The organism is Mesorhizobium sp., assembly GCF_965229135.1.
Lineage (GTDB): Bacteria > Pseudomonadota > Alphaproteobacteria > Rhizobiales > Rhizobiaceae > Mesorhizobium.
In genome coordinates this window covers 4,401,383-4,421,463 of sequence record NZ_OZ245860.1, presented here as the reverse complement: position 1 = coordinate 4,421,463, position 20,081 = coordinate 4,401,383, and the positions used below count along the sequence as shown (strand labels likewise).

The following is a 20,081-nucleotide window of genomic DNA, read 5'->3' as shown; positions in this document are numbered from 1 at the left end:
CGCGTGGGGCACTGACGGAGAGATGCGATGCCGGTCGAAATCGAACAGTTCATGTGCCGGACCGATAATTTCGGCGTGCTGATCCATGACCGCGAAAGCGGCCAGACCGCGATCATCGACGCGCCGGAGGAGCAGGCGATACTTGCAGCTATCAAGCGCACCGGCTGGACGCCGACGATGATCCTGACCACCCACCACCACATGGATCACGTCGAGGCCAACCTGGCCCTGAAGGAGCGCTTCAAGCTGCGCATTGTCGGGCCTGAGGCGGAGAAGGCAAAGATACCCGGCATCGACGAAACCGTCGAAGAGGGTTCGGTCATTCATCTCGGCGACGAGAGGATCGAGGTCATTGCCACGCCCGGGCATACGGCGGGCCATGTCTCCTATCATCTGCCGGCATCGAAAGTCGCCTTCACCGCCGACACGCTGTTTGCTCTGGGCTGCGGGCGGCTGTTCGAATGCAAGCCGCCGGTGATGTATGAATCGCTCAGGAAGCTCGCTGCCCTTCCGGCCGACACCGTCATCTATTGCGGCCATGAATATACACTGGCCAACGCCCGCTTCGCCTTGACGGTCGATCCAAGCAATTCGGCATTGAAGGAACGCACCAGGAAGATCGAATCCCTGCGTGCCGACAACAAGCCGACGCTGCCGACCACCATCGGCGAGGAATTGTCGACCAACCCGTTCCTGCGCTGGCACGACCCGGCAATCCGCAAGCATCTCGGCATGGAGAAGGCTGGCGATGTCGAGGTGTTCGCCGAGATTCGCAAGCGCAAGGACAATTTCTGATTTCCGGGAGACGAACGAACGGAACAGCCATGACCAATTCCGCCGAAATCATCGCCACGCTTGGAATGAAGCCGCATCCCGAAGGCGGCTGGTATGCGGAAACCTTTCGCGACGGCGAGGGGCGCGGCCATTCGACGGCGATCTATTTCCTGCTGGAGCAGGATCAGCTGTCGGCGTGGCACCGCGTCAAGGACGCCGCGGAAATCTGGCACTTCTACGCCGGCGCGCCGCTGGCGCTTTCTATGTGGGAGGAAGGCGGCCCGGCCGCCAATCAGGTCATAGAGCAGGTGCTTGGAAGCGAACTGGCCGCGGGCCAGCGGCCGCAGATCGTCGTGCCGGCGGGCTGGTGGCAGTCGGCGCGCAGCCTTGGCGAATGGACGCTGGTCGGCTGCACCGTGGCGCCAGGCTTCGATTTCGCGGCGTTCGAACTGGCCGAGCCGGGCTGGCAGCCGAAACGGTCCTAGCCGAGCAGGAAACCCAGGGTGATACCCAACTGTGCGGCGTAGTACAGCCCCCAGACGGCGTAACGCATCCACGTACGATGCCCCGATATGGCGGGCGCCAGGAACTTTTCGGCGGCCAGCAGCCCGTCGGACGCCATGAACAGGATGGCGCCGCCGATAACCCAGGCATTGTTCATGGTGAGCGCCGAAACGCCCATGGCCAGTATGGCCACGATGTAGACGCCGACGGGCACGCGCAGGTCGGGACCGACGCGACGCCACAGCACCACCAGCATGACGAGCGCGAACAAAGCCATCGCCACGGCGATTGCCGCGCGCCAGGGTTCGGCGCCGAGCAATCCGACGCCGCCGCCGGAGCGCAGGAACAGCGCGGTAAAAACCACATGCGCGGCGAGAAAACTTGCCAGCCCGCCAAGAAAGGCCTTTTCGCCGTCGCGCGATAGGAAGGCGTCGCCAATGGCGCTGAGCCCCAGCGCTCCGATCAGCAGCAACGGGCCGCCTTGCAGGAAGGCCAGCACGGCAAGCATTGCCACGGCCAGGGTCTTGGCCGCCGAGCGGGCGAGCCTCGGCGGCATTCCGAGCGCGAAAGCGTAGATCACCGCCGCCGCCAGAGAAAACACCAGCGTCGCATTGGCATTGGTGTCGATGCCACCCGGGAACGGCATCATGCCCCTGCTCCGCCAGTGGCCGGCCTGCGCAGGAACAACGATTTTGCCGCGAGTGCAGCGCCGCCGGTGATCAGCACGCAGGCAGCAAGGATGCGGAGCGATGGCTCGGCGACGCCGGCGGCAATCAGCACCAGCGTCGACAAGAGCGGCGCGGCATAGCTTGCCGCGCCCAGCACCTGGATGTTGCCGCGCTTGACGCCGATGTCCCAGGCATAGAAGGCCGCGCCCACCGGCATCAGGCCAAGGCCGAGCACCGCCAGCCACTGGCCGGCGCCTTGCGGCAGCACGGTCTGCTCCAGCGCCAGATGGCAGAGGAGCGAAAGCGCCGCCGTGGCGGCACAGAACCAGGTGACGACGCTGGTCGGCACCGAGGGGAAACGCCGCGATAGCAGCGAATAGGACGACCACAGCACGGCGCAGACGGCGGCCATGGCATAGCCGAATGCATAGCGCGCGTCGAAGGCGAGGCCGCCGCCCCTGGTGACGATCAGGAACGTGCCGGCAAGGCCGAGCAGTGCGCCGACGACATGGTTCCAGGTCAGGCGCTCACCCGGCATCAGCGCCGATCCCAGCACGATCAGCAGCGGCCAAAGATAGGCGATGAGACTCGCCTCCACCGCCGGCGCGTTGCGCAGCGCGGTGAAGTAGAAGAAGTGATAGCCGAACAGACCGGCAATGCCGATGACCCATACTTGCGGCGGTATCTTCTGGCTCTGGTCGGGCGCCGGCATGAACAGGCGTGCCACAAGGCCGACGCCGGTACCGATGGTGAAGGTGATCGCCGAAAGCAGGAAGGGCGGCACCTTGCCCGACGCATCCGTCAACAGGGCCAGCAGCGACCACATCGCGACCGCCGAGAAACCGATCAGTGTTGCGCGCCCCATGCCCCCTCCGGCGGCGCGCCACGGCGCCTAATTCACGGCCTCGAAACGGCCCGCGCTGATGGTCAGTGTGCCAATCTGCGTTCCGACCGTCGCGTGGATCGGCGCATATACGCCGGTTTGGCCAAGCGGTGCAAACGTCACCATCATGCGGCTGTGGTCCTTGAGATAGTTCAGCGCCTTGCGCCCCTTGCGATAGCCCGCGACCGGCTCGAAACCCATCCTGCAGGTGATCGTGTCGCCCTTGTAGCCGGGCACCGAGATCTTTCCCTTCGAATCATAGGTCAGCGTCAGGTCGGCACGCATCTCGCCGTCATAGAATTTCACCGTGCGCCCGCAGACCTGGTCGAGACTGTCGGCATGGATGACGGTGGCGGCCATGGGGTCGAGCACGGATTTCAGGTCGCTTGCGCCGAGCGCCACCCAATCCTTGGGGTCGCGTTTTCCCGGCGCCGGGATCACCTTGGTCGAGGTGACCGCATCGTTGGCAAAGCGGATATCGATCATCGACGCCTTCTTGCCCGACGTGTAGTCGGCACGGAATACCTGCGGCTGCATCTTCTGGCCTGAAATCGTGCCCTTGGACGAAATCGTGCCACGCGTATCGTCGAAAAGCTTGGCAAGGCCGGCGCTGCTGACGGTGCCGTCGATCTGGTAGGCGCCGTTCTCATAGCGGCTTGAGAATGTGGACTTGGCTATCGACAGGCCAAGGAATGACACGGTGTATTCGCCCTTGAACGATTGCGGTGAGGCGGCTGTCGCCGCCGTCGGCAACGCCAAGGCAAGCAACCCGATGAGAGCATGTGAAACACGAAGCATTCGCAGATCGATCCTCGATTTTTTCGGCCGGAGATTTGCAACGCCGGCTTGGCATGTCCCTGTCCGATCGCTTATAGGCGCAAATCCGGCGTTTATATGAAGTGCCCGTCATGCCCATGGGCGAGCCGGAGCTTGACGCACCGGCGAAATGCAACTATGGAACGCCAACTTTTTCCATAAGGCCGCCTGACCAGAACCGCGCGCCACCCGGCGTGGGCACAAAGGTTTGGCAAGTCCGAGAACTGAGGTTAGAACCATGTCCCGCACCTGCGAACTCACTGCCAAGGCAGTCATGTCCGGCAATAATGTGAGCCACGCCAACAACAAGACCAAGCGTCGCTTCCTGCCGAATCTCGTCAATGTGACGCTGATCTCGGAAGCGCTGAACCAGAATGTGCGCCTGCGCATCTCGGCCAACGCCCTGCGTTCGGTCGAACATCGCGGCGGCCTCGACGCTTTCCTGGCCAAGGCCGATGCCAAGGAACTGTCGCAGCGCGCGCGCCTGCTGAAGAAGCAGATCGCCAAGAAGCTGGCCGACCAGCCGGCCGCCTGATTTTCGGGCAACCTTTCCACGCATAGGCCGGAAATCGCTACGCGGTTGCCGGCCGTTTCGTTGAAAAGACTGACAATGGAGCGTGATCCGGCTTTCGGATGATGCTGCACTGGTTCCATTACCCAGGATAAAAAAATGACGTCCTTCTCGCGATACCTGCCCTTCGTGGTCGCCATGGCGCTCGTCGTCGTGGCGTCGAACATACTCGTGCAGTTCCCGATGCAGGGCCAGATCGGCGGCTTGTCTCTGGCTGACCTGCTGACCTGGGGCGCTTTCACCTACCCGTTCTCCTTCCTGGTCACCGACCTTGCCAACCGCCGATACGGTCCGGCCGTGGCGCGCAGGATCGTCTTTGTCGGCTTCATGACGGCGGTCGTCTGCTCGATCCTCGTGCCGCCCTTCCTCTTCCGCCATGGCCTGATCGAGTTCGACACCGCGGCTAGCCGGCTTGCGCGCATCGCCGCGGCTTCCGGCGCGGCATTCCTCACCGCGCAATTGCTCGACGTCACCGTGTTCAACCGGCTGCGCCGTCAGAGCTGGTGGCGCGCGCCGATCGTCGGCACGCTGGTCGGTTCGGTGTTCGACACGCTGGTGTTCTTCAGCATCGCTTTTTCGGCCGTTTTCGCATTCGCGGGGCCTAACGACAGTTTTGCGCTCGAGACCGCCCCGCTGATGGGCGTGTTCCATGTCGAAACGATGCGCTGGGTCTCCTGGGCGCTCGGCGACCTTAGTGTGAAGCTGATCATCGCCATCGTGGCGCTGATCCCCTACAGGCTGCTGGCCGCACGCTGGAACCAGCCGGCGATGGCAGCCTAGGCCATGATTCCGAAGGGAATCAGGCCGTGATCCCTTGGGTCCAGCTAGACTCTGCCAAGACACCCGACGGCCAGCAGGAACTTCGTCTCAAGCGGCGCGGCGCCGAATTCTCGATCATGCTGGGCACCAACGAGTTGATGAACAGCCGCCTCAGCGGCTCCGAGGAAGAGCTGGCGAAACTGTCTTGCCATCGGATTTCCAGCCATAGGCAGCCGCGGATCCTGATCGGCGGTCTCGGCATGGGTTTCACCTTGCGCGCCGCCCTCGCCGAACTGGGCGCGGACGCCAGCATCGTCGTCGCCGAACTGGTACCGGCTGTCGTCGCCTGGGCGCGCGGCCCGATGGCCGAGGTCTTTGCCGGCTCTCTCGACGATCCACGCGTCAGCATTCGTGAAGCCGATGTCGGCCAGCTGATACGATCGGAAGCGTCGAGCTATGACGCCATCCTGCTTGATGTCGACAACGGCCCCGAAGGCATCGTCCACAAGGGCAATGACGCGCTTTACAGCGCGGCCGGGCTCAGCGCCGCGCGGGCGACTCTCAAGCCGGGTGGCGTGCTGGCGGTCTGGTCGCAGGGGCCCGATGCCAGCTTCACCCGGCGGCTCGACCAGACCGGCTTTGCCGTCGAGGAGGTCAAGACACGCGCCAACGGCAAGCGCGGCGCGCGTCATGTCATCTGGATCGCCACCAAAGGGCCGCAACCAAGCCGATAGACATCCCTCGTTGCTGGAAGCCTTCGAGGCTTCGGCGTCACCTGAGGGTCAGCGAGAAACCGGCGGCGCTGTGGCTCTCGAAATAGGTCTTGAAGAGCGGCAGGTCGTTGGTGTTGGATCCCGGCGTGAAAAACCCTGACTCGCCTCCCTTCCCGGAACTGAGCTCGGGCGCATGGCCTTTCAACGCTGCCACGCTGTAGTCCACGGTAACGGAATCACCATTGTCGGCAAAGGAAATCGTGATCTTGCCGTCACCGTAGCTGATCGCCGCATCGTCGATCGAACGCCCTGCGAAGGTGATCGTTGTCTCGCCCTTGATGCGGACAAGGTCCTTGCCATCGCCGCGATCGAAGAAAACCGAAGCCTTGTCCGTGCCGGTGAGATCGATCGTGTCGTCACCGCGCCCACCCGATATGGCGCTGGCGGTACGCGCATTGATCACGATACTGTCGCTGCCGCTTCCACCGTCGACATGATCGACTGTGTTGGCCGCGATGGTGATTGCATCGTCGCCGTCATCTCCTGAGATGTAGGCGGCCTGAACGGCGGCGATATTGATGATGTCGGAGCCCTGGCCGCCCGATATCTCGGAGGCCCTTTTGCCGGCAGCGACAGTCAAGATATCGCGGCCTTCCCCACCGGAGATGCTGCGCGCGTCTACCCCGGCCGCGACCGTGACGATGTCATCTCCAGCATCACCGGTTATGTTGTCGACATTCTTCCCGGCCGCGACGCTAACCACATCGTTCCCGGACCCTCCCCAGATGCCGAATGCATTTCTTCCGGCTGCGACATTGAGAACGTCCTGGCCGTCATTGCCGCCGACGATGTAGACATCCCGTCCGGCGGCAATGTTGACGATGTCGTTGCCGGCGCCCGCGAAGATGCCTTGACCTTCAGGCACCACGACAGCGGTCTTGGCACCGACGGCATCCGATGCCGCCGTCGCGACGGACACCGCTTGGCCCTGCCAATAATCGGAGGTCGCGTCGCCCGTGGACACGAGATTGAGCCGATCGTTTCCATCCCCAAGCGAGATGTAGTTCAGCTGATCCTCATCCCCGGCCGAAGCAAGGTTGACAACGTCGTTGCCGGAGCCACCCTCGACCATCTTTGCATCGGCCGGCATGACAACCATCCAGCCCCTACTGGCGGAGGCTCCTTCGAGCAGCAGTTTGCTGATCCTTGCCATCGCATTCTTCTGCGAATTGTTGTCCACCAGCGCGCCGAGATCGTTGCCGAGTGCCGGGCTATTCGTTTTACCGGCATACTGGGGGTCACCGCCTTGCGCCAGTTTCAACACCTGCAAGGCCGTCTGTTGCCGAGATGTGGACAGGATAGGGGTCATCGATCCGAACCAGCTAGCGGACTTCAGGCAGGCGTCGCCGCGCTGAAACCTAGGATTGCAGGCCAATGTCGCGGATCGAGGTTAGCAAATTATGAATGAGGCACGGGCTAGCGGCTCGAGCCCCATATGGCGCGGGCTCAAGACTGGTGGAGAATGAATTCCAGGTAGAGATTGCGTTGCAGGATCGAGTGGTTGTCGTCGGAAACCAGCGACACCATCAGCGCGCCATCCTCGCGTGTCCAGACATCCAACCCCTCCATGTTGTCGATCTGGTAGCCCATGTCGGCTTCCATCAATACCGGGCCATCGGCGACAGCCCCCTTCTCGATACTCTCGCCGTGAATACGCCGCAGCCGCATCTTGACGCCGCCGGCCATCGAGAAGCTGCGCTCGAGCAGCAGCAGGTCGCCATTGGGCAGGAATGCGCCATCGGTGATGTCGAAGCTCCCGTCGCGCTTGACCGTGAATATCCCCTTCCCTGGCCCTTCGATGATGGCGGCGTAGACGTTTCCGGTACTGTCGAGGCTTCTTTCGGAGACAACAACCAGCGCCCCATGAAGACGTCCGTCAGCATTGGCCTGGGCAATGGTCTCGAAACCGCGATTCTGGCGAAGCTCCTGGGCAGGAATCAGGAAATCCAACTGCCGGAGCGGCGCTTTCATGTCGGCTGGATCGATCGTGTATTGGGCGACACGATGGTCACGCTCGAATCCCACTGTGGCGACGCCGTCCTTGACTGCGAGACTTTCGGCGTCGACCTGCCACTTCTGCGCGAACCCCTTGCCGGTCTCGTCGACCATCTGCTGCATGCGGAAATTCTGGATGCCGGACGGCCGCCCGTTCGCGTCGCGGGCCACGGTACCGAAGAACCAAAATCCGGTGTCGGCAACGCCGATGAAATCGCCACCCGGCTTCAGGAAACGGAAAGCCGACAGCGCGCCGAAATCGCGCGAGCGCGAGGTCATCTCCAGCCCGCCGACGAATTCGAACGGACCAAACCGGGTTTCAGGACGGCCAATATGGAATTCGGTGATCGGGCGAACCGAGATTTCGACCGGCTGGACGGCTACTGTGTCGGCGGCGAGCGCCGGCGCCAGGGCAATGCCGAGAAACAGGTTTGCGGCGCAGAACGCTAGCCGAAAGCCGCCACGCGAAAAAATCATCCCGCGCGTCGGATGCCGCCGCGCCGAGTCTCCCGCGTGCTTTCCTCGCCGAACAGCGAAGCCAGTTGCTCGGTCATCGCACCGGCCAATTCCTCGGCGTCGACGATGGTGACCGCACGGCGATAGTAGCGGGTGACGTCATGGCCGATGCCGATGGCCAGCAACTCGACCGGCGAGCGCGTCTCGATAAGCTCGATCACCGCGCGCAGATGCCGCTCAAGATAGTTGCCGGGATTGACCGACAGCGTCGAGTCGTCGACCGGCGCGCCGTCGGAGATCATCATGAGGATCTTGCGCTGTTCCGGCCGGGCGATCAGGCGATTGTGCGCCCACAGCAGGGCCTCGCCATCGATATTTTCCTTGAGCAGGCCCTCGCGCATCATCAGGCCGAGATTGCGCCGTGCCCGCCGCCACGGATGGTCGGCGGATTTGTAGATGATGTGGCGCAGATCGTTCAGCCGGCCCGGATTCGGCGGCTTGCCGTCCTTCAGCCACTTCTCGCGCGCCTGCCCGCCCTTCCAGGCACGGGTGGTGAAGCCGAGGATCTCGACCGAGACCCCGCAACGCTCAAGCGTGCGCGCCAGAATGTCGGCGCAGGTGGCGGCGACCGTGATAGGCCGGCCACGCATCGAGCCCGAATTGTCGAGCACCAGCGTCACCACCGTGTCGCGGAATTTCGTGTCGCGCTCCTGCTTGAAGGACAGCGGCTGCATCGGGTCGATGACGACGCGCACCAGTCGTGCCGGATCGAGATAGCCCTCTTCGAGATCGAAATCCCAGGAGCGGTTCTGCTGCGCCATCAGGCGGCGCTGCAGCCGGTTGGCCAGCCGGCCGACGACGCCGGACAGGTTGGCAAGCTGCTTGTCGAGAAAGGCGCGCAGCCGGTCCAGCTCTTCCTCTTCGCAAAGCTCCTCGGCGCCCACCGTCTCGTCGAAAGCGGTGGTAAAGACCTTGTAGTCGATGTCTTTCGGCAGATTGGCGAAGGGATTGTCGTTGCGGCGCGCCTCGCCGGGTGTTTCGGCGTCGGCGTCGTCATCGTCAGACAGATCGTCGGCGGTGGCATCCGAAGCCTCGGTCTCGGACGACTGCTCGTCGTCGGCCGAAGCCTCGGCATCCTCGGACTGCGACTGCTCGGAGCCGGAATCGTCCTCGCCGCCCTCCTCGCTCTGCTCCTCGCCCTGCGGCTGGTTCTCGTCATTGTCCTCGGAGTCTTCGGTCTCCTGGTCGTCGCCGAGTTCCTCGGCCATTTCCATGGAGGCGAGCATCTCGCGCACGACACGGGCGAACGCTTGCTGGTCCTCGAGCTTTCCGGCAAGACCGTCGAGATCGGCACCGGCCTTCTCCTCGACCCAGGGACGCCAGAGCTCCACCAACCGCTCGCCGCTTTTCGGCACGGAACGGCCGGTCAGCTTCTCGCGCACCATCAGCGCCAGCGCTTCCTCGATCGGCGCGTCGGCCTTGTCGCGGACGTCTGCAAGGTTTGCCTTGGTGTACTTGTCCTCGAGCATCGAGCCGATATTGTCGGCGACGCCCTGCATGGCGCGGCTGCCGATCGCCTCGACACGTGCCTGCTCGACCGCGTCGTAGATGGCGCGGGCCTGCTTGCCCTCGGGCGCGAGCTTGTTGTGGATGCGCGTGTCATGGCAGGCACGCTTCAGCGCCATGGAATCGCCAAGGCCGCGGGTGATGGCGATATCGGTCTTCGACGCCTTCTTGGGCAGTTCGGGCAAGCGCGCACGGCTGCCGGCCAATGCCGGCCTGTCCTTGGCGAAACCGACTTCCAGTTCCTTGTCACCGGCAATGGCGCGCATGCAAACGGTGACGGCGCGCTTGAAGCTGTCGGCTTCAGACCCCGTCTTCGACTTGTTGCGCGTGTTGTCGCCCGGACCTGCCATCGATTATTCCCTGGAGCGCGATGTTGCCCGAAAAGTCAAAGGACTTCCGGCATCCCGCTCTTACCCCAGCACGACGTTGGCGGCGCTCTCCGGCAAATCCTCGCCAAAGGCGCGCTGGTAGAACTCGGCCACCACCGAACGCTCCAACTCGTCGCACTTGTTGAGGAAGGTCAGCCGGAACGCCATGCCGACATTGCCGAAAATCTCGGCATTCTCGGCCCAGGTGATGACCGTGCGCGGGCTCATCACCGTCGACAGGTCGCCATTGATGAAAGCGGACCGCGTCATGTCGGCGACACGCACCATCTTGTTGACGATGTCCTTGCCCTTGCCATCGCGATAATGCTTGGCCTTGGCCAGCACGATGGCCACTTCATTGTCGTGCGGCAAATAATTCAGCGTGGTGACGATCGACCAGCGATCCATCTGCGCCTGGTTGATCTGCTGCGTGCCGTGGTAAAGGCCGGTGGTGTCGCCGAGGCCGACCGTGTTGGCGGTCGAGAAGAGGCGGAACGCCGGGTGCGGACGAATGACGCGGCTCTGGTCGAGAAGCGTCAGCCGGCCTGAGGATTCCAGCACGCGCTGGATCACGAACATCACGTCCGGACGGCCGGCGTCATACTCGTCGAAGCACAGCGCGACATTGTGCTGGTAGGCCCAGGGCAGGATGCCGTCGCGGAATTCGGTGACCTGCAGGCCGTCCTTGACGACGATGGCGTCCTTGCCCACGAGGTCGATACGGCTGACATGGCTGTCGAGGTTGACGCGTACGCACGGCCAGTTGAGGCGCGCGGCGACCTGTTCGATATGGGTCGACTTGCCGGTGCCGTGATAGCCCGACACCATGACGCGCCGGTTATAGGCAAAGCCGGCGAGGATCGCCATCGTCGTTGCCTTGTCGAACAGATAGTCCGGATCGATGTCCGGCACGTGCTCTGATGTCACCGAATAGGCCGGCACCACCATTTTGGACTCGAAACCGAATTTTTCCTTCACCGACACCGTCGTGTCGGGCAGGTTGGCGATATCGCGATCGACCTTGTTCATATCTCTCAACGTCTCCACGGGCGAAACGCCGAGTTTCGCCGGCAATCGATTTTGTTCGGGGGCGGTCTTAAAGCCTTTTCCAACCTTATGAAAGTTGGAAAACAGCCCAAACCCTAAGTTCGCTCAGCACAGGCCCGCCTGCTTGAGCACGCGATAGGCCTGAAGCACATCGCGGAACCGGTCTTCCGAACCTCTGTCTCCACCATTCGCATCCGGATGGTGGAGCTTCACCAGTTCCTTATAACGCGCCTTGATCTCCTTGCCAGTCGCCTTTGTATCAAGGCCAAGCGTTTCCAGCGCCTTGGCCTCAAGCGGCTTTGCCTTGCGCTCGCGCGCCTCGCGCGGATCCTTCGGTCCCTTGAACAGGTCGAACGGGTCGCGCATGCGGTTGTAATAGCCGGCGCGGCCGGAGCGCATCTGCGCCATATCGGGCGACGCCGCCCCGGGAGAGGTGCGCGTCGAGGCACCGTTGACGCCCATCTTCCAGGTCGGCCGGTGGCCGGTCATCGCTTCCTTCTGGAAACGCGCGACTTCGGTGTCAGGGACGCCGGAAAAATAGTTGAAGCCCTTGTTGTACTCGCGCACGTGGTCGAAGCAAAAGCGGAAATACTCGCCCTCCTTCATGCGCCCGACAGGCGCGCGATGGGTGCCGGCCTCCTTGCAGCCGTCCCACTGGCAGATTGGCGAATGCGACTTCACCTCCGCATCCTTGTCGGGGCGGACGCGAATCTTTTCGAAATATTTGGGGTACGGCTTCATCTCACCCATTTATGGGGCGTTCGCTGATGCGAAACAAGAATTGACATTTTCGCGTTGATCGCCCTAACCGCTGAATCGCGGCATAAAGCAGGCGACTGACGGATTTTGTCGCGGATCGCGGCGGCATTCCGGTCGCGCATATGTGGTGAAGGGAGTTGGCGATGTCCATACAGGCAACGATGGAAGACAAGCTGAAGAAGGCATTCTCGCCCGAACGGCTGGTCATCATCAACGAAAGCCATCTCCATGCCGGTCACCATCATCAGGACTCCGACCACCACGCAACCTATGACGGCACCGGTGAGACGCATTTCCGCGTCCGCATCGTCTCACCTGCCTTTGCCGGCATGAGCCGCATCGACCGCCACCGCTCCGTCAACGAATTGCTGGCGGACGAGTTGAAGGCAGGCGTGCACGCTCTGGCAATCGAGCCGGCGGCGCCGGGCGAAGCGACGCGCTGGTAGGTTGTCAGCCGGTCAGATCACCGCTTCGATCAGAAACGGCCCGCGCCTGGACAGTGCGCTGTCCAGCAGCGCGTCGAACCGTTCGCAGGTATCGGCGCGCGCCGCTTCCACGCCCATGCCTTTGGCCAGACTAACCCAGTCCAGCGCGGGATGGTCAAGGTCGAGCATTCGCCTGGCATTCTCGCCGATGGCGTTCACGCCGACATTGCGCATCTCGCCATGCAGGATCGCATACGTCCGGTTGGAAAAGACGATCGTCACAACGTCGAGATTTTCCCGGGCCTGCGTCCACAATCCCTGCACCGTGTACATGCCGCTGCCGTCGGCTTCGAGGTTGATCACCTTACGGTGAGGACAGGCGACCGCCGCTCCGGTCGCCATCGGAATGCCGCCGCCGATCGATCCACCCGTGCCCATCATGTAGTCATGCGGCGCGGCAAAGGCGGACAGCGCGAAGAAACGCCGCGCCGAAGTGACCGCCTCGTCGCATACGATCGCATCCGTGGGAAGCTTGCGCGCCACCGACAACGCGATCGCGTCATCCGTCAGCTTGCCGACCGGCGTTGCTTCGTCGGGAAAGGCGGTTGCGAACACTGTCTGTTGCGAAGGTTTGACGCCAAGCTCGTCGCGAAGCGCTTCCAGCGCCGTATGCAGGTCCTCGCCATGGCCTGCCAGCGTCAGCACCTCGCAGTCCTCGCGGGCGAGCCGGCCCGGCTTCCCGGGATAGGCAAAAAAGGCAACCGGCTCCCTTGCGCCGACCAGCACCAGCACGTCGATATACCTTAGCACCGCTATCGCGGCATCGACCGGATATGGGATGCGGGTCGGCGCCACGCGCCCGCGGCCGCGTTGCATGCGCGCGATCAGGACCTCGCTGAACAAGCGCACGCCAGCGGCCGCCGATATCTGGCCGGCGATGTCAAGCGCATCGGCCCGCGCCGCGCGTCCGCGAACGATCATGCCGACGCGCCCCGGAGCGGCACGGATAGCATCGGCAACCTTTCGCACAGCGTCCAGGTCCACCGCTGGCGGCAGCGGCAGGATGACCTTGCCCGGCGTGGCCGGGTCGGCGTCACCCCAGGCCGCGTCAGCCGGAAGGATCAGCGTCGTGACACCCGGCGGCGTGAGCGAAGCGCGAAAAGCCGCCTCGGTCGCCGGCTGCACATCGGCTGGACCCTCGATGCGGCGAACCCAATTCGACATCGGCGCCGCAAGCCCCTCTATATCGCTGGTGAGAGGAGCATCGAGCGGCAGATGATAGGACGCATGATCGCCGACAATGTTGATCATCGGCGTCCTTGCGCGCCGGGCGTTGTGCATGTTGGCGAGACCATTGGCCAGGCCCGGGCCGGTATGCAGCAGCGTCGCGGCGGGACGATCGGTCATGCGCGCATAGCCATCGGCAGCCCCGGTCACCACGCCCTCGAACAGCCCAAGCACGCAACGCATCTCAGGTTTGCGGTCGAGAGCGGCAACGAAGTGCATTTCCGACGTGCCGGGATTGGCGAAGCAGACATTCACTTCGTTGGCCAGCAGCACGTCACACAGGACATCGGCGCCATTCATGAAAACTCTCTCCCATCGACGACCAGCAGCAATTCCAGGAAGATTATCAAGCGGTTCTCCGCCCGGAATTGCGTCAAGACAAACAGATGCAGCCATTGCACCCGCGCGCAGCGCCACCGCAATATCCCGCCGACACTTTTGGTCTGATCCAGTGCCGTTGATGCCGGTGCCTTGCCTGGGAGAAGATCAGCCCACCGTCGATTTCAGGAACGCCAGCGCGGCCGCGGTCAGCGCGTCGCCATCCTTGCCGAAATCGCTGTTGATCGACATGTGGGTATAGGCGCTGCCGTCGAACAGCGTGACCTTGGTGCCCGTGGCCCGCAGCCGATCCGCGAAGGCCCTGGAGTCCTCGGCGCGCCCCGACGCCCCGGAATAAGCGATGAATGTCGGTGGATGTTTGCTGCCGTCGACATAGGTTGCCGGCGACAGGGCGGCCCATTGCGCCGGATCGGAAAAGACACGGGAATAGGCCCGAACCATGCCGCCATTCCTGGAAAGTGCGGCCAGGTCATAGGCCCTCGTATCGTCGAGAAGCAGCGCGGCCACGCCCGGCAACCCGCCGCGCATGCCGGTCAGCGCGACGAGATGGCAACCGGCCGAATGGCCCATCGCCACGACCCGGTTCGGATCCCCGCCATGTTGCGCGATGTTGCCCCGCACAAAGGCATAGGCCTTTTCGACGTCGCTGGCCTGCGTCGCCACATCGGCGTCCGGCAGCATGCGGTAGTCGATGGATACGAAGCAGAAGCCGTTGGCCAGCAGGAAGGCTGGCTTGTCATGAACCTGCGAACGCTTGCCGAATTCCCAGGCGCCGCCATGGACGAAGAACACCACAGGCAGGCCGCGCGCGCCATCGGGCGCATAGATATCGAGCTTTGCCGGCCCATAATCGAAGGTCTGTGGATACGGCTTGCCCATTGCCGCGAGCGCACCAATCGGCAGCAGCGTGGTCATGGACGCCAAAAGCAGCGTTCGCCTGTCGATCATCGTCGTCTCCCGGCCATGCCCCTTGCGAAAATGCACCTTGGCGCCGCGAAGTTCCAATGAATGATTTGTAACGTACCCGCCGTCGCCACTTATACGACGGGTCTTATCCTCAGCCTGGCGATGCGGTTCTTGTCGCGTTTCATGACGATGAAGCGCTTGCCGTGGAATGTGAACGCCTGTTTCTCGTCGGGGATCGACTGCGTTTCGTGGATCACCAGGCCGGCGATGGTCGTGGCTTCCTCGTCCGGCAGGTTCCAGTCGAGCGCCCGGTTGAGGTCGCGGATCGGCACCGTACCGTCGACGACGACCGAGCCATCCGCCTCCTGCTTGACGCCCTGTATGTCGACGTCGTGCTCGTCGGCGATCTCTCCGACGATCTCCTCGATGATGTCCTCCAGCGTCACCAACCCTTCGACCTCGCCATATTCGTCGACGACGACAGCGAAATGCGCCTTGCGGCGCAGGAAGGCGTTGAGCTGTTCCTGCAAGGTCGTGGTGTCCGGCACGAACCATGGCTTCGAGGCGATCTTCATCACATCGATCCGCGAGAAATCGTTGCCGACATCGTTCAGTGCCCGCAGCAGGTCCTTGGCGTGCAACACGCCGACGATGTTGTCGAGCGAGCCTCTCCACAGCGGCATGCGGGTGTGCGGGCTCTGCAGGATCTCGCGCACCACGGCTTCCGGCGGATTGTCGGCATTGACCGAGCGCATATTGGTGCGGTGGACCATGATGTCGGAGACTTCGAGTTCCGCGAGATCGAACAGGCCGCCGACACGGTCGCGATCCTCCCGGACAACCTGGCCGTCGCGGCGGAAATCGTCGACAGCGCCGCGCAATTCGTCCTGGGTCGATCGCTGCGGCTCGATACGCGTAAGCTGGTAGCCGAACATGGCGAGAAGCTCCTCACGCATGACCATGGCCGCCACACCAACGACCGCAAGAGCAACAACGACGATCCAGCCCGTCTCGTTCATCCCGGACGGCTCTGCTGGCCCGGACGGCTCTGCTGGCCCGGGCGGCTGCCATGCTGGCCCGGATGGTTTTCCTTCAGGAAAGACAGCACTTCGGAAGCGGGCACATCCTTGGCGATGAAGGACTGGCCGATGCCGCGCGTCAGGATGAAGGTCAGCGCGCCGCGCGACACCTTCTTGTCCTGGGTGATGAAGGACAGCAACGCCTCGGCGTCCGGCAGATCGCCGGGAATATCGGCCATGCGCCACGGCAGGCCGACGGCGCGCAGATGCGCCTCGACCCGCGCCGCGTCGTCAGGACTGGCCAGGTTGAGCCGCGATGAAAAACGATGCGCCAGCGCCATGCCGATCGCCACGCCCTCGCCGTGGACGAGCCGGGCGCCGTCATACTGCGTGGCGGCCTCCAGCGCATGGCCAAAGGTGTGGCCGAGATTGAGCAGCGCCCGGTCCCCGGTCTCGAACTCGTCACGGGCGACGACATCGGCCTTGGCGCGGCAGGCCTCGGCGATGGCTTCGACACGCTCCGGCCCGCCGGCGAATACTTTTGACCAGTTCTGCTCCAGCCAGGCGAAGAAATCGGGACGGTCGATGAGGCCGTATTTGGCGAGTTCGGCGTAACCGGCGCGGAATTCGCGGATCGGCAGCGTGTCGAGAACGTCGGTATCGGCCAGCACCAGCTTGGGCTGGAGAAAGACGCCGACGAGATTCTTGCCGCGCGGGCTGTTGATGCCGGTCTTGCCGCCGACCGAGGAATCGACCTGCGCCAGCAGCGAAGTCGGTATCTGCACGAAATTCATGCCGCGTCGCACGATGCCGGCGGCAAAGCCGGTGAGGTCGCCGATGACCCCGCCGCCCAGCGCGATGACGACATCGCCACGCTCCAGTCTGGCCGCCAGAATGCCATCGACCACCTCCTCGAGATGGGCGAAACTCTTGGTCTTCTCGCCCGGCGGCATCGTGATGACGGCAGGCGTGATGCCACCCTTCTCAAGTCCGGCCTTCAGCGTCTCGAGATGCGCGGCGGCAACGTTGTCGTCTGTCACGACAGCGGCCCGCGTGCCAGGCAGGCGGCGCGCAATCTCGGCGCCGGCGCGTGACAGCAATCCAGAGCCGATCAATATGTCGTACGCCCGATCGCCCAACCCGACTTCGACGACGACTGGCGCGGCTTCGCTCATGACTCGACCTCGCCAGTGGCAGGGATTTCGGCAACGCCGAGATGACCGCAAAGCGCGTTGACCACCTCGGCAGCGATGACCTCCTTGCGGTCGTCGCGGGTCGGCACGGTGACATCGGCGACGGCATAGACCGGATAGCGCTCGGCCATCAGCCGTTCCAGCACGGCGCGGGGATCGGCGCTCTTCAACAGCGGCCTGTTCTGCTTCTTGGAAACCCGTTCCATCAGCAGGTCGAGTTCCGCCTTCAGCCACACCGAGACGCCGTGGCCGGCGATGGCCTCGCGCGTCTGCGCATTCATGAAGGCGCCTCCGCCGGTCGACAGCACCTGCGGACCGTTTTCCAGCACGCGCAGGATGACCCGTTGCTCCAGCGCCCGAAACTCGGTTTCGCCATAGCGCTCGAACAGCTCCGGAACCGTCATGCGCGACACGCTTTCGATCTCATGGTCGCTGTCGAGGAAGGGCAGCGACAGCATTGTCGCCACCTTGCGGCCGATCGCGGTCTTGCCGGCGCCCATCAGGCCGACAAAGACAATGGAACGGCTGCCCAGCCGGCCGAGCAGCGCGGCATGGCTCTCGCCAGGAGGATTTGCTGGTAGCGCGTTCATACGGGCCCTCTTTGCCGGCGTATCGACATCAAAAGCCTGTTTGCGTCAAGCGTCGTGCTGGCCACGCTTCTTCCTTGAATTGGCCGGATTGGCGTCCCATAAGGGCACAGGGTTTGGAAACACAGAACAAGAAGACGGGCGAAGATTGATGCCGACACTGTTCCGCTTTGTCGTGACAATAGCGATTCTGGCCGGCATTGCCTATGGCACGATGTTCGCGCTGGCCATGTTCGTCGAGCCCAAAAAGGCGGAAATGAGCGTGCGCATCCCGCCGGAAAAGCTGAATCCCAAGAAAAGCTGACAAAGAAGAACTGACCCCGAAGAAATGAACAGCGCCGCCCGCATTGAAGCCTTCCTGGAGATGATGAGCGCCGAGCGGGGCGCTGCCGAAAACACGCTGTCCTCCTATCGCCGTGACCTCGAAGACGCTTCGCAAGAGATCAAGGGCGGACTGGCCGGCGCTGGCGCCGCCGATATCCGCGCCTATCTCGACGATGTCGCCGCGCGCGGTTTCGCCGCCACCTCTCAGGCGCGCAAACTCTCGGCGATCCGGCAATTCTTCAAGTTCCTTTATGCCGAGGGCCTGCGCGGCGACGATCCGACCGGCACGCTGGACAGCCCGAAAAAGGGCAGGCCGCTGCCAAAGACCATGAGCGAGGCCGATACCGGCCGGTTGATCGACCGTGCCGCGGCCGAAGCCGGCGATGCCTCCCTGAGCAACGGCGACAGCCTGGCGGCCCTGCGCCTGCACGCTCTGGTGGAAGTGCTCTATGCCACGGGTCTTCGCGTTTCCGAGCTGGTCGGCCTGCCGGTGACGGTGGCCCAGCGCGACGACCGCTTCTTCATGGTGCGCGGCAAGGGCGACAAGGAACGCATGGTGCCGCTCTCGGCCAAGGCGCGCGTCGCGATGCGGGCGTGGCTGGCGGCGCGCGCCACGATACCGGCCTTCGCCAGCAGCCCGTTTCTGTTTCCGGCCGCGTCCGACAGCGGTTTTCTATCCCGCCAGGTTTTCGCCCGCGACCTGAAGGGGCTGGCCGCCAGGGCCGGCATCGCGGCAGCCAGGATATCGCCGCACGTGCTGCGCCACGCCTTCGCCAGCCATCTCCTGCAGAACGGCGCCGATCTGCGCGCGGTGCAGCAATTGCTTGGCCATGCCGACATTTCGACGACCCAGATTTACACCCATGTGCTGGAGGAACGGCTGGTGCGGCTGGTCAACGATCATCATCCGCTTGCCGACTAGACCTCATATCGCTATGTGAGGGCGACGTTCCACCGCTCGGAACCGCCAATTTCAGGTTCCTACAATCCATTGACTTCCGGCGTATCGGTCCGCTCAAGAATGTACAATTACCTCGATTTCGAAAAACCGGTCCAGGATCTTGAGGGCAAGATCCTCGAGTTGAAGAAGCTTGCCGAGAACGGCGAGGCCGTCGATGTCGGCGACGAGATCAGCCGTCTCGAGAAGCGTTCGCGCGATGCCCTTCGCGATGCCTACAAGGCGCTGACGCCATGGCAGAAGGTGCAGGTGGCGCGCCATCCCGACAGGCCGCACTGCGTCGACTACATCAAGGGACTGTTCACCGATTTCACGCCGCTGGCCGGCGACCGCAATTTCGGCGAGGACCAGGCGATCGTCGGCGGTTTCGCCCGCTTCCGTGGCGAGCCGGTGGCGGTGATCGGCCAGGAAAAGGGCTCGGACACCGCCAGCCGCCTGAAGCACAATTTCGGTTCCGTGCGACCCGAGGGCTATCGCAAGGCGGTGCGGCTGATGGAACTGGCCGACCGCTTCAAGATCCCGCTCCTGACGCTGGTCGACACGGCCGGCGCCTATCCCGGTGTCAACGCCGAAGAGCGCGGACAGGCGGAAGCCATCGCCCGCTCGACCTCGACCTGCCTCAGCCTGAAAGTGCCGTCGATTTCGGTGATCATCGGCGAAGGCGGTTCTGGCGGGGCGATCGCCATCGCCACCGCCAATCGCGTCTACATGCTTGAACATGCCATCTATTCGGTGATCTCGCCGGAAGGTGCTGCCTCCATCCTGTGGCGCGACACCACAAGATCGAAGGACGCGGCGACCAACATGAAGATCACCGCGCAGGATCTGCTGGAATTGAAGGTCATCGACGCCATCATTCCCGAACCGCTCGGCGGCGCCCACCGTGGCGCGGAAACCGTGATTGCCACGACCGGCGACCTTATCGCCAAGACGATGAAGGAGTTTGGCGGTGCCAACGTGGATTTCCGCGAGCAGCGCCGCGAGAAATATCTGGCAATGGGGCGCAGCCTCTAGGCATTTCCGACTACCGTGAAACGACGGCAGCGCAGCCTGGCATGGTAACGGCGTTGCACCGCGATGCAATCTCCAGTCCAATGACGAATC

22 protein-coding genes are annotated in these 20,081 nt (G+C 63.4%); 9 read left to right on the top strand and 13 right to left on the bottom strand.

Annotated elements, in window-relative coordinates; all coding sequences use genetic code 11:
• Positions 1-27 precede the first annotated feature (27 nt).
• A complete protein-coding gene (gene gloB / locus ACO07C_RS21105; protein WP_421916092.1) occupies positions 28-795 on the top strand; it encodes a hydroxyacylglutathione hydrolase in 768 nt (255 codons plus the stop codon).
• Positions 796-824: 29 nt separating this feature from the next.
• Positions 825-1,259, top strand: coding sequence for a cupin domain-containing protein (locus ACO07C_RS21100; RefSeq protein ID WP_421916091.1), 435 nt, complete (start codon positions 825-827; stop codon positions 1,257-1,259).
• On the opposite strand, the gene ACO07C_RS21095 is transcribed toward ACO07C_RS21100, so the two are convergent.
• Genes ACO07C_RS21095 through ACO07C_RS21085 form a run of 3 tightly spaced genes read right to left on the bottom strand, consistent with a single transcriptional unit; the run spans position 1,256 to position 3,627 of the window.
• On the bottom strand, positions 1,256-1,927 hold the full coding sequence (locus ACO07C_RS21095) for a lysoplasmalogenase (RefSeq protein ID WP_421916090.1): 672 nt from the start codon (positions 1,925-1,927) through the stop codon (positions 1,256-1,258). The two genes, ACO07C_RS21100 and ACO07C_RS21095, sit on opposite strands and share 4 nt — an antisense overlap.
• On the bottom strand, positions 1,924-2,811 hold the full coding sequence (locus ACO07C_RS21090; protein WP_421916089.1) for a DMT family transporter: 888 nt from the start codon (positions 2,809-2,811) through the stop codon (positions 1,924-1,926). The genes ACO07C_RS21095 and ACO07C_RS21090 overlap by 4 nt, the downstream gene beginning before the upstream one ends.
• Positions 2,812-2,838: 27 nt before the next feature.
• Positions 2,839-3,627: a DUF3108 domain-containing protein gene (locus ACO07C_RS21085; protein WP_421916088.1), complete on the bottom strand. Its 789-nt coding sequence runs from the start codon at positions 3,625-3,627 to the stop codon at positions 2,839-2,841.
• A 256-nt stretch (positions 3,628-3,883) separates the two neighbouring features.
• Here ACO07C_RS21085 and rpmB point away from each other — a divergent pair, with 256 nt between their 5' ends.
• The 3 genes from rpmB to ACO07C_RS21070 all read left to right on the top strand — a co-directional run bounded on the left by rpmB (position 3,884) and on the right by ACO07C_RS21070 (position 5,709).
• Positions 3,884-4,180 (top strand): 50S ribosomal protein L28, encoded by a 297-nt coding sequence (gene rpmB, locus ACO07C_RS21080; RefSeq protein WP_353006111.1) that lies wholly within the window; start codon positions 3,884-3,886, stop codon positions 4,178-4,180.
• A 135-nt stretch (positions 4,181-4,315) separates the two neighbouring features.
• Positions 4,316-4,996 carry a queuosine precursor transporter gene (locus tag ACO07C_RS21075; RefSeq protein ID WP_421916087.1) on the top strand — a complete coding sequence of 227 codons (681 nt, stop codon included), beginning with the start codon at positions 4,316-4,318 and terminating at the stop codon, positions 4,994-4,996.
• Positions 4,997-5,022: 26 nt separating this feature from the next.
• Positions 5,023-5,709, top strand: a complete 687-nt coding sequence (locus ACO07C_RS21070) for a spermidine synthase (protein WP_421916086.1) — start codon at positions 5,023-5,025, stop codon at positions 5,707-5,709.
• A gap of 37 nt (positions 5,710-5,746) precedes the next feature.
• Here ACO07C_RS21070 and ACO07C_RS21065 read toward each other — a convergent pair whose 3' ends face one another.
• The 5 genes from ACO07C_RS21065 to ACO07C_RS21045 all read right to left on the bottom strand — a co-directional run bounded on the left by ACO07C_RS21065 (position 5,747) and on the right by ACO07C_RS21045 (position 11,930).
• On the bottom strand, positions 5,747-7,057 hold the full coding sequence (locus ACO07C_RS21065) for a calcium-binding protein (protein ID WP_421916085.1): 1,311 nt from the start codon (positions 7,055-7,057) through the stop codon (positions 5,747-5,749).
• A 137-nt stretch (positions 7,058-7,194) separates the two neighbouring features.
• On the bottom strand, positions 7,195-8,220 hold the full coding sequence (locus ACO07C_RS21060) for an esterase-like activity of phytase family protein (RefSeq protein ID WP_421916084.1): 1,026 nt from the start codon (positions 8,218-8,220) through the stop codon (positions 7,195-7,197).
• Positions 8,217-10,115: a cobaltochelatase subunit CobT gene (gene cobT / locus ACO07C_RS21055; protein WP_421916083.1), complete on the bottom strand. Its 1,899-nt coding sequence runs from the start codon at positions 10,113-10,115 to the stop codon at positions 8,217-8,219. Before cobT ends, ACO07C_RS21060 begins: the two co-directional genes overlap by 4 nt.
• A 60-nt stretch (positions 10,116-10,175) precedes the next feature.
• A complete protein-coding gene (gene cobS, locus ACO07C_RS21050; protein ID WP_421916082.1) occupies positions 10,176-11,162 on the bottom strand; it encodes a cobaltochelatase subunit CobS in 987 nt (328 codons plus the stop codon).
• A 123-nt stretch (positions 11,163-11,285) separates the two neighbouring features.
• Positions 11,286-11,930 (bottom strand): J domain-containing protein, encoded by a 645-nt coding sequence (locus ACO07C_RS21045; protein WP_421916081.1) that lies wholly within the window; start codon positions 11,928-11,930, stop codon positions 11,286-11,288.
• A gap of 152 nt (positions 11,931-12,082) precedes the next feature.
• On the opposite strand from ACO07C_RS21045, the gene ACO07C_RS21040 reads away from it, so the two are divergent.
• Positions 12,083-12,385, top strand: coding sequence for a BolA family protein (locus ACO07C_RS21040; protein WP_421916080.1), 303 nt, complete (start codon positions 12,083-12,085; stop codon positions 12,383-12,385).
• Between the two features lie 12 nt (positions 12,386-12,397).
• On the opposite strand, the gene ACO07C_RS21035 is transcribed toward ACO07C_RS21040, so the two are convergent.
• From ACO07C_RS21035 to ACO07C_RS21015, 5 genes are all read right to left on the bottom strand, one after another.
• Positions 12,398-13,951 carry an acetolactate synthase large subunit gene (locus ACO07C_RS21035; RefSeq protein WP_421916079.1) on the bottom strand — a complete coding sequence of 518 codons (1,554 nt, stop codon included), beginning with the start codon at positions 13,949-13,951 and terminating at the stop codon, positions 12,398-12,400.
• A 186-nt stretch (positions 13,952-14,137) separates the two neighbouring features.
• A complete protein-coding gene (locus tag ACO07C_RS21030) occupies positions 14,138-14,938 on the bottom strand; it encodes an alpha/beta hydrolase (protein WP_421916078.1) in 801 nt (266 codons plus the stop codon).
• Between the two features lie 89 nt (positions 14,939-15,027).
• Entirely contained in the window at positions 15,028-15,915 is an 888-nt protein-coding gene (locus ACO07C_RS21025) for an HlyC/CorC family transporter (protein ID WP_421916077.1), read from the bottom strand.
• A complete protein-coding gene (gene aroB / locus ACO07C_RS21020) occupies positions 15,912-17,090 on the bottom strand; it encodes a 3-dehydroquinate synthase (RefSeq protein WP_421916076.1) in 1,179 nt (392 codons plus the stop codon). Before aroB ends, ACO07C_RS21025 begins: the two co-directional genes overlap by 4 nt.
• On the bottom strand, positions 17,087-17,698 hold the full coding sequence (locus ACO07C_RS21015; RefSeq protein ID WP_421916075.1) for a shikimate kinase: 612 nt from the start codon (positions 17,696-17,698) through the stop codon (positions 17,087-17,089). Before ACO07C_RS21015 ends, aroB begins: the two co-directional genes overlap by 4 nt.
• A 148-nt stretch (positions 17,699-17,846) precedes the next feature.
• Between ACO07C_RS21015 and ACO07C_RS21010 the strand changes: the two genes are divergently transcribed.
• The 3 genes from ACO07C_RS21010 (at position 17,847) to ACO07C_RS21000 (ending at position 19,991) form a co-directional block, all read left to right on the top strand.
• A complete protein-coding gene (locus ACO07C_RS21010) occupies positions 17,847-17,999 on the top strand; it encodes a histidine kinase (RefSeq protein ID WP_421916074.1) in 153 nt (50 codons plus the stop codon).
• Between the two features lie 24 nt (positions 18,000-18,023).
• A complete protein-coding gene (locus ACO07C_RS21005; RefSeq protein WP_421916073.1) occupies positions 18,024-18,941 on the top strand; it encodes a site-specific tyrosine recombinase XerD in 918 nt (305 codons plus the stop codon).
• Positions 18,942-19,040: 99 nt separating this feature from the next.
• Positions 19,041-19,991 (top strand): acetyl-CoA carboxylase carboxyltransferase subunit alpha, encoded by a 951-nt coding sequence (locus tag ACO07C_RS21000; protein ID WP_421916072.1) that lies wholly within the window; start codon positions 19,041-19,043, stop codon positions 19,989-19,991.
• The last annotated feature ends 90 nt before the right edge of the window (positions 19,992-20,081 follow it).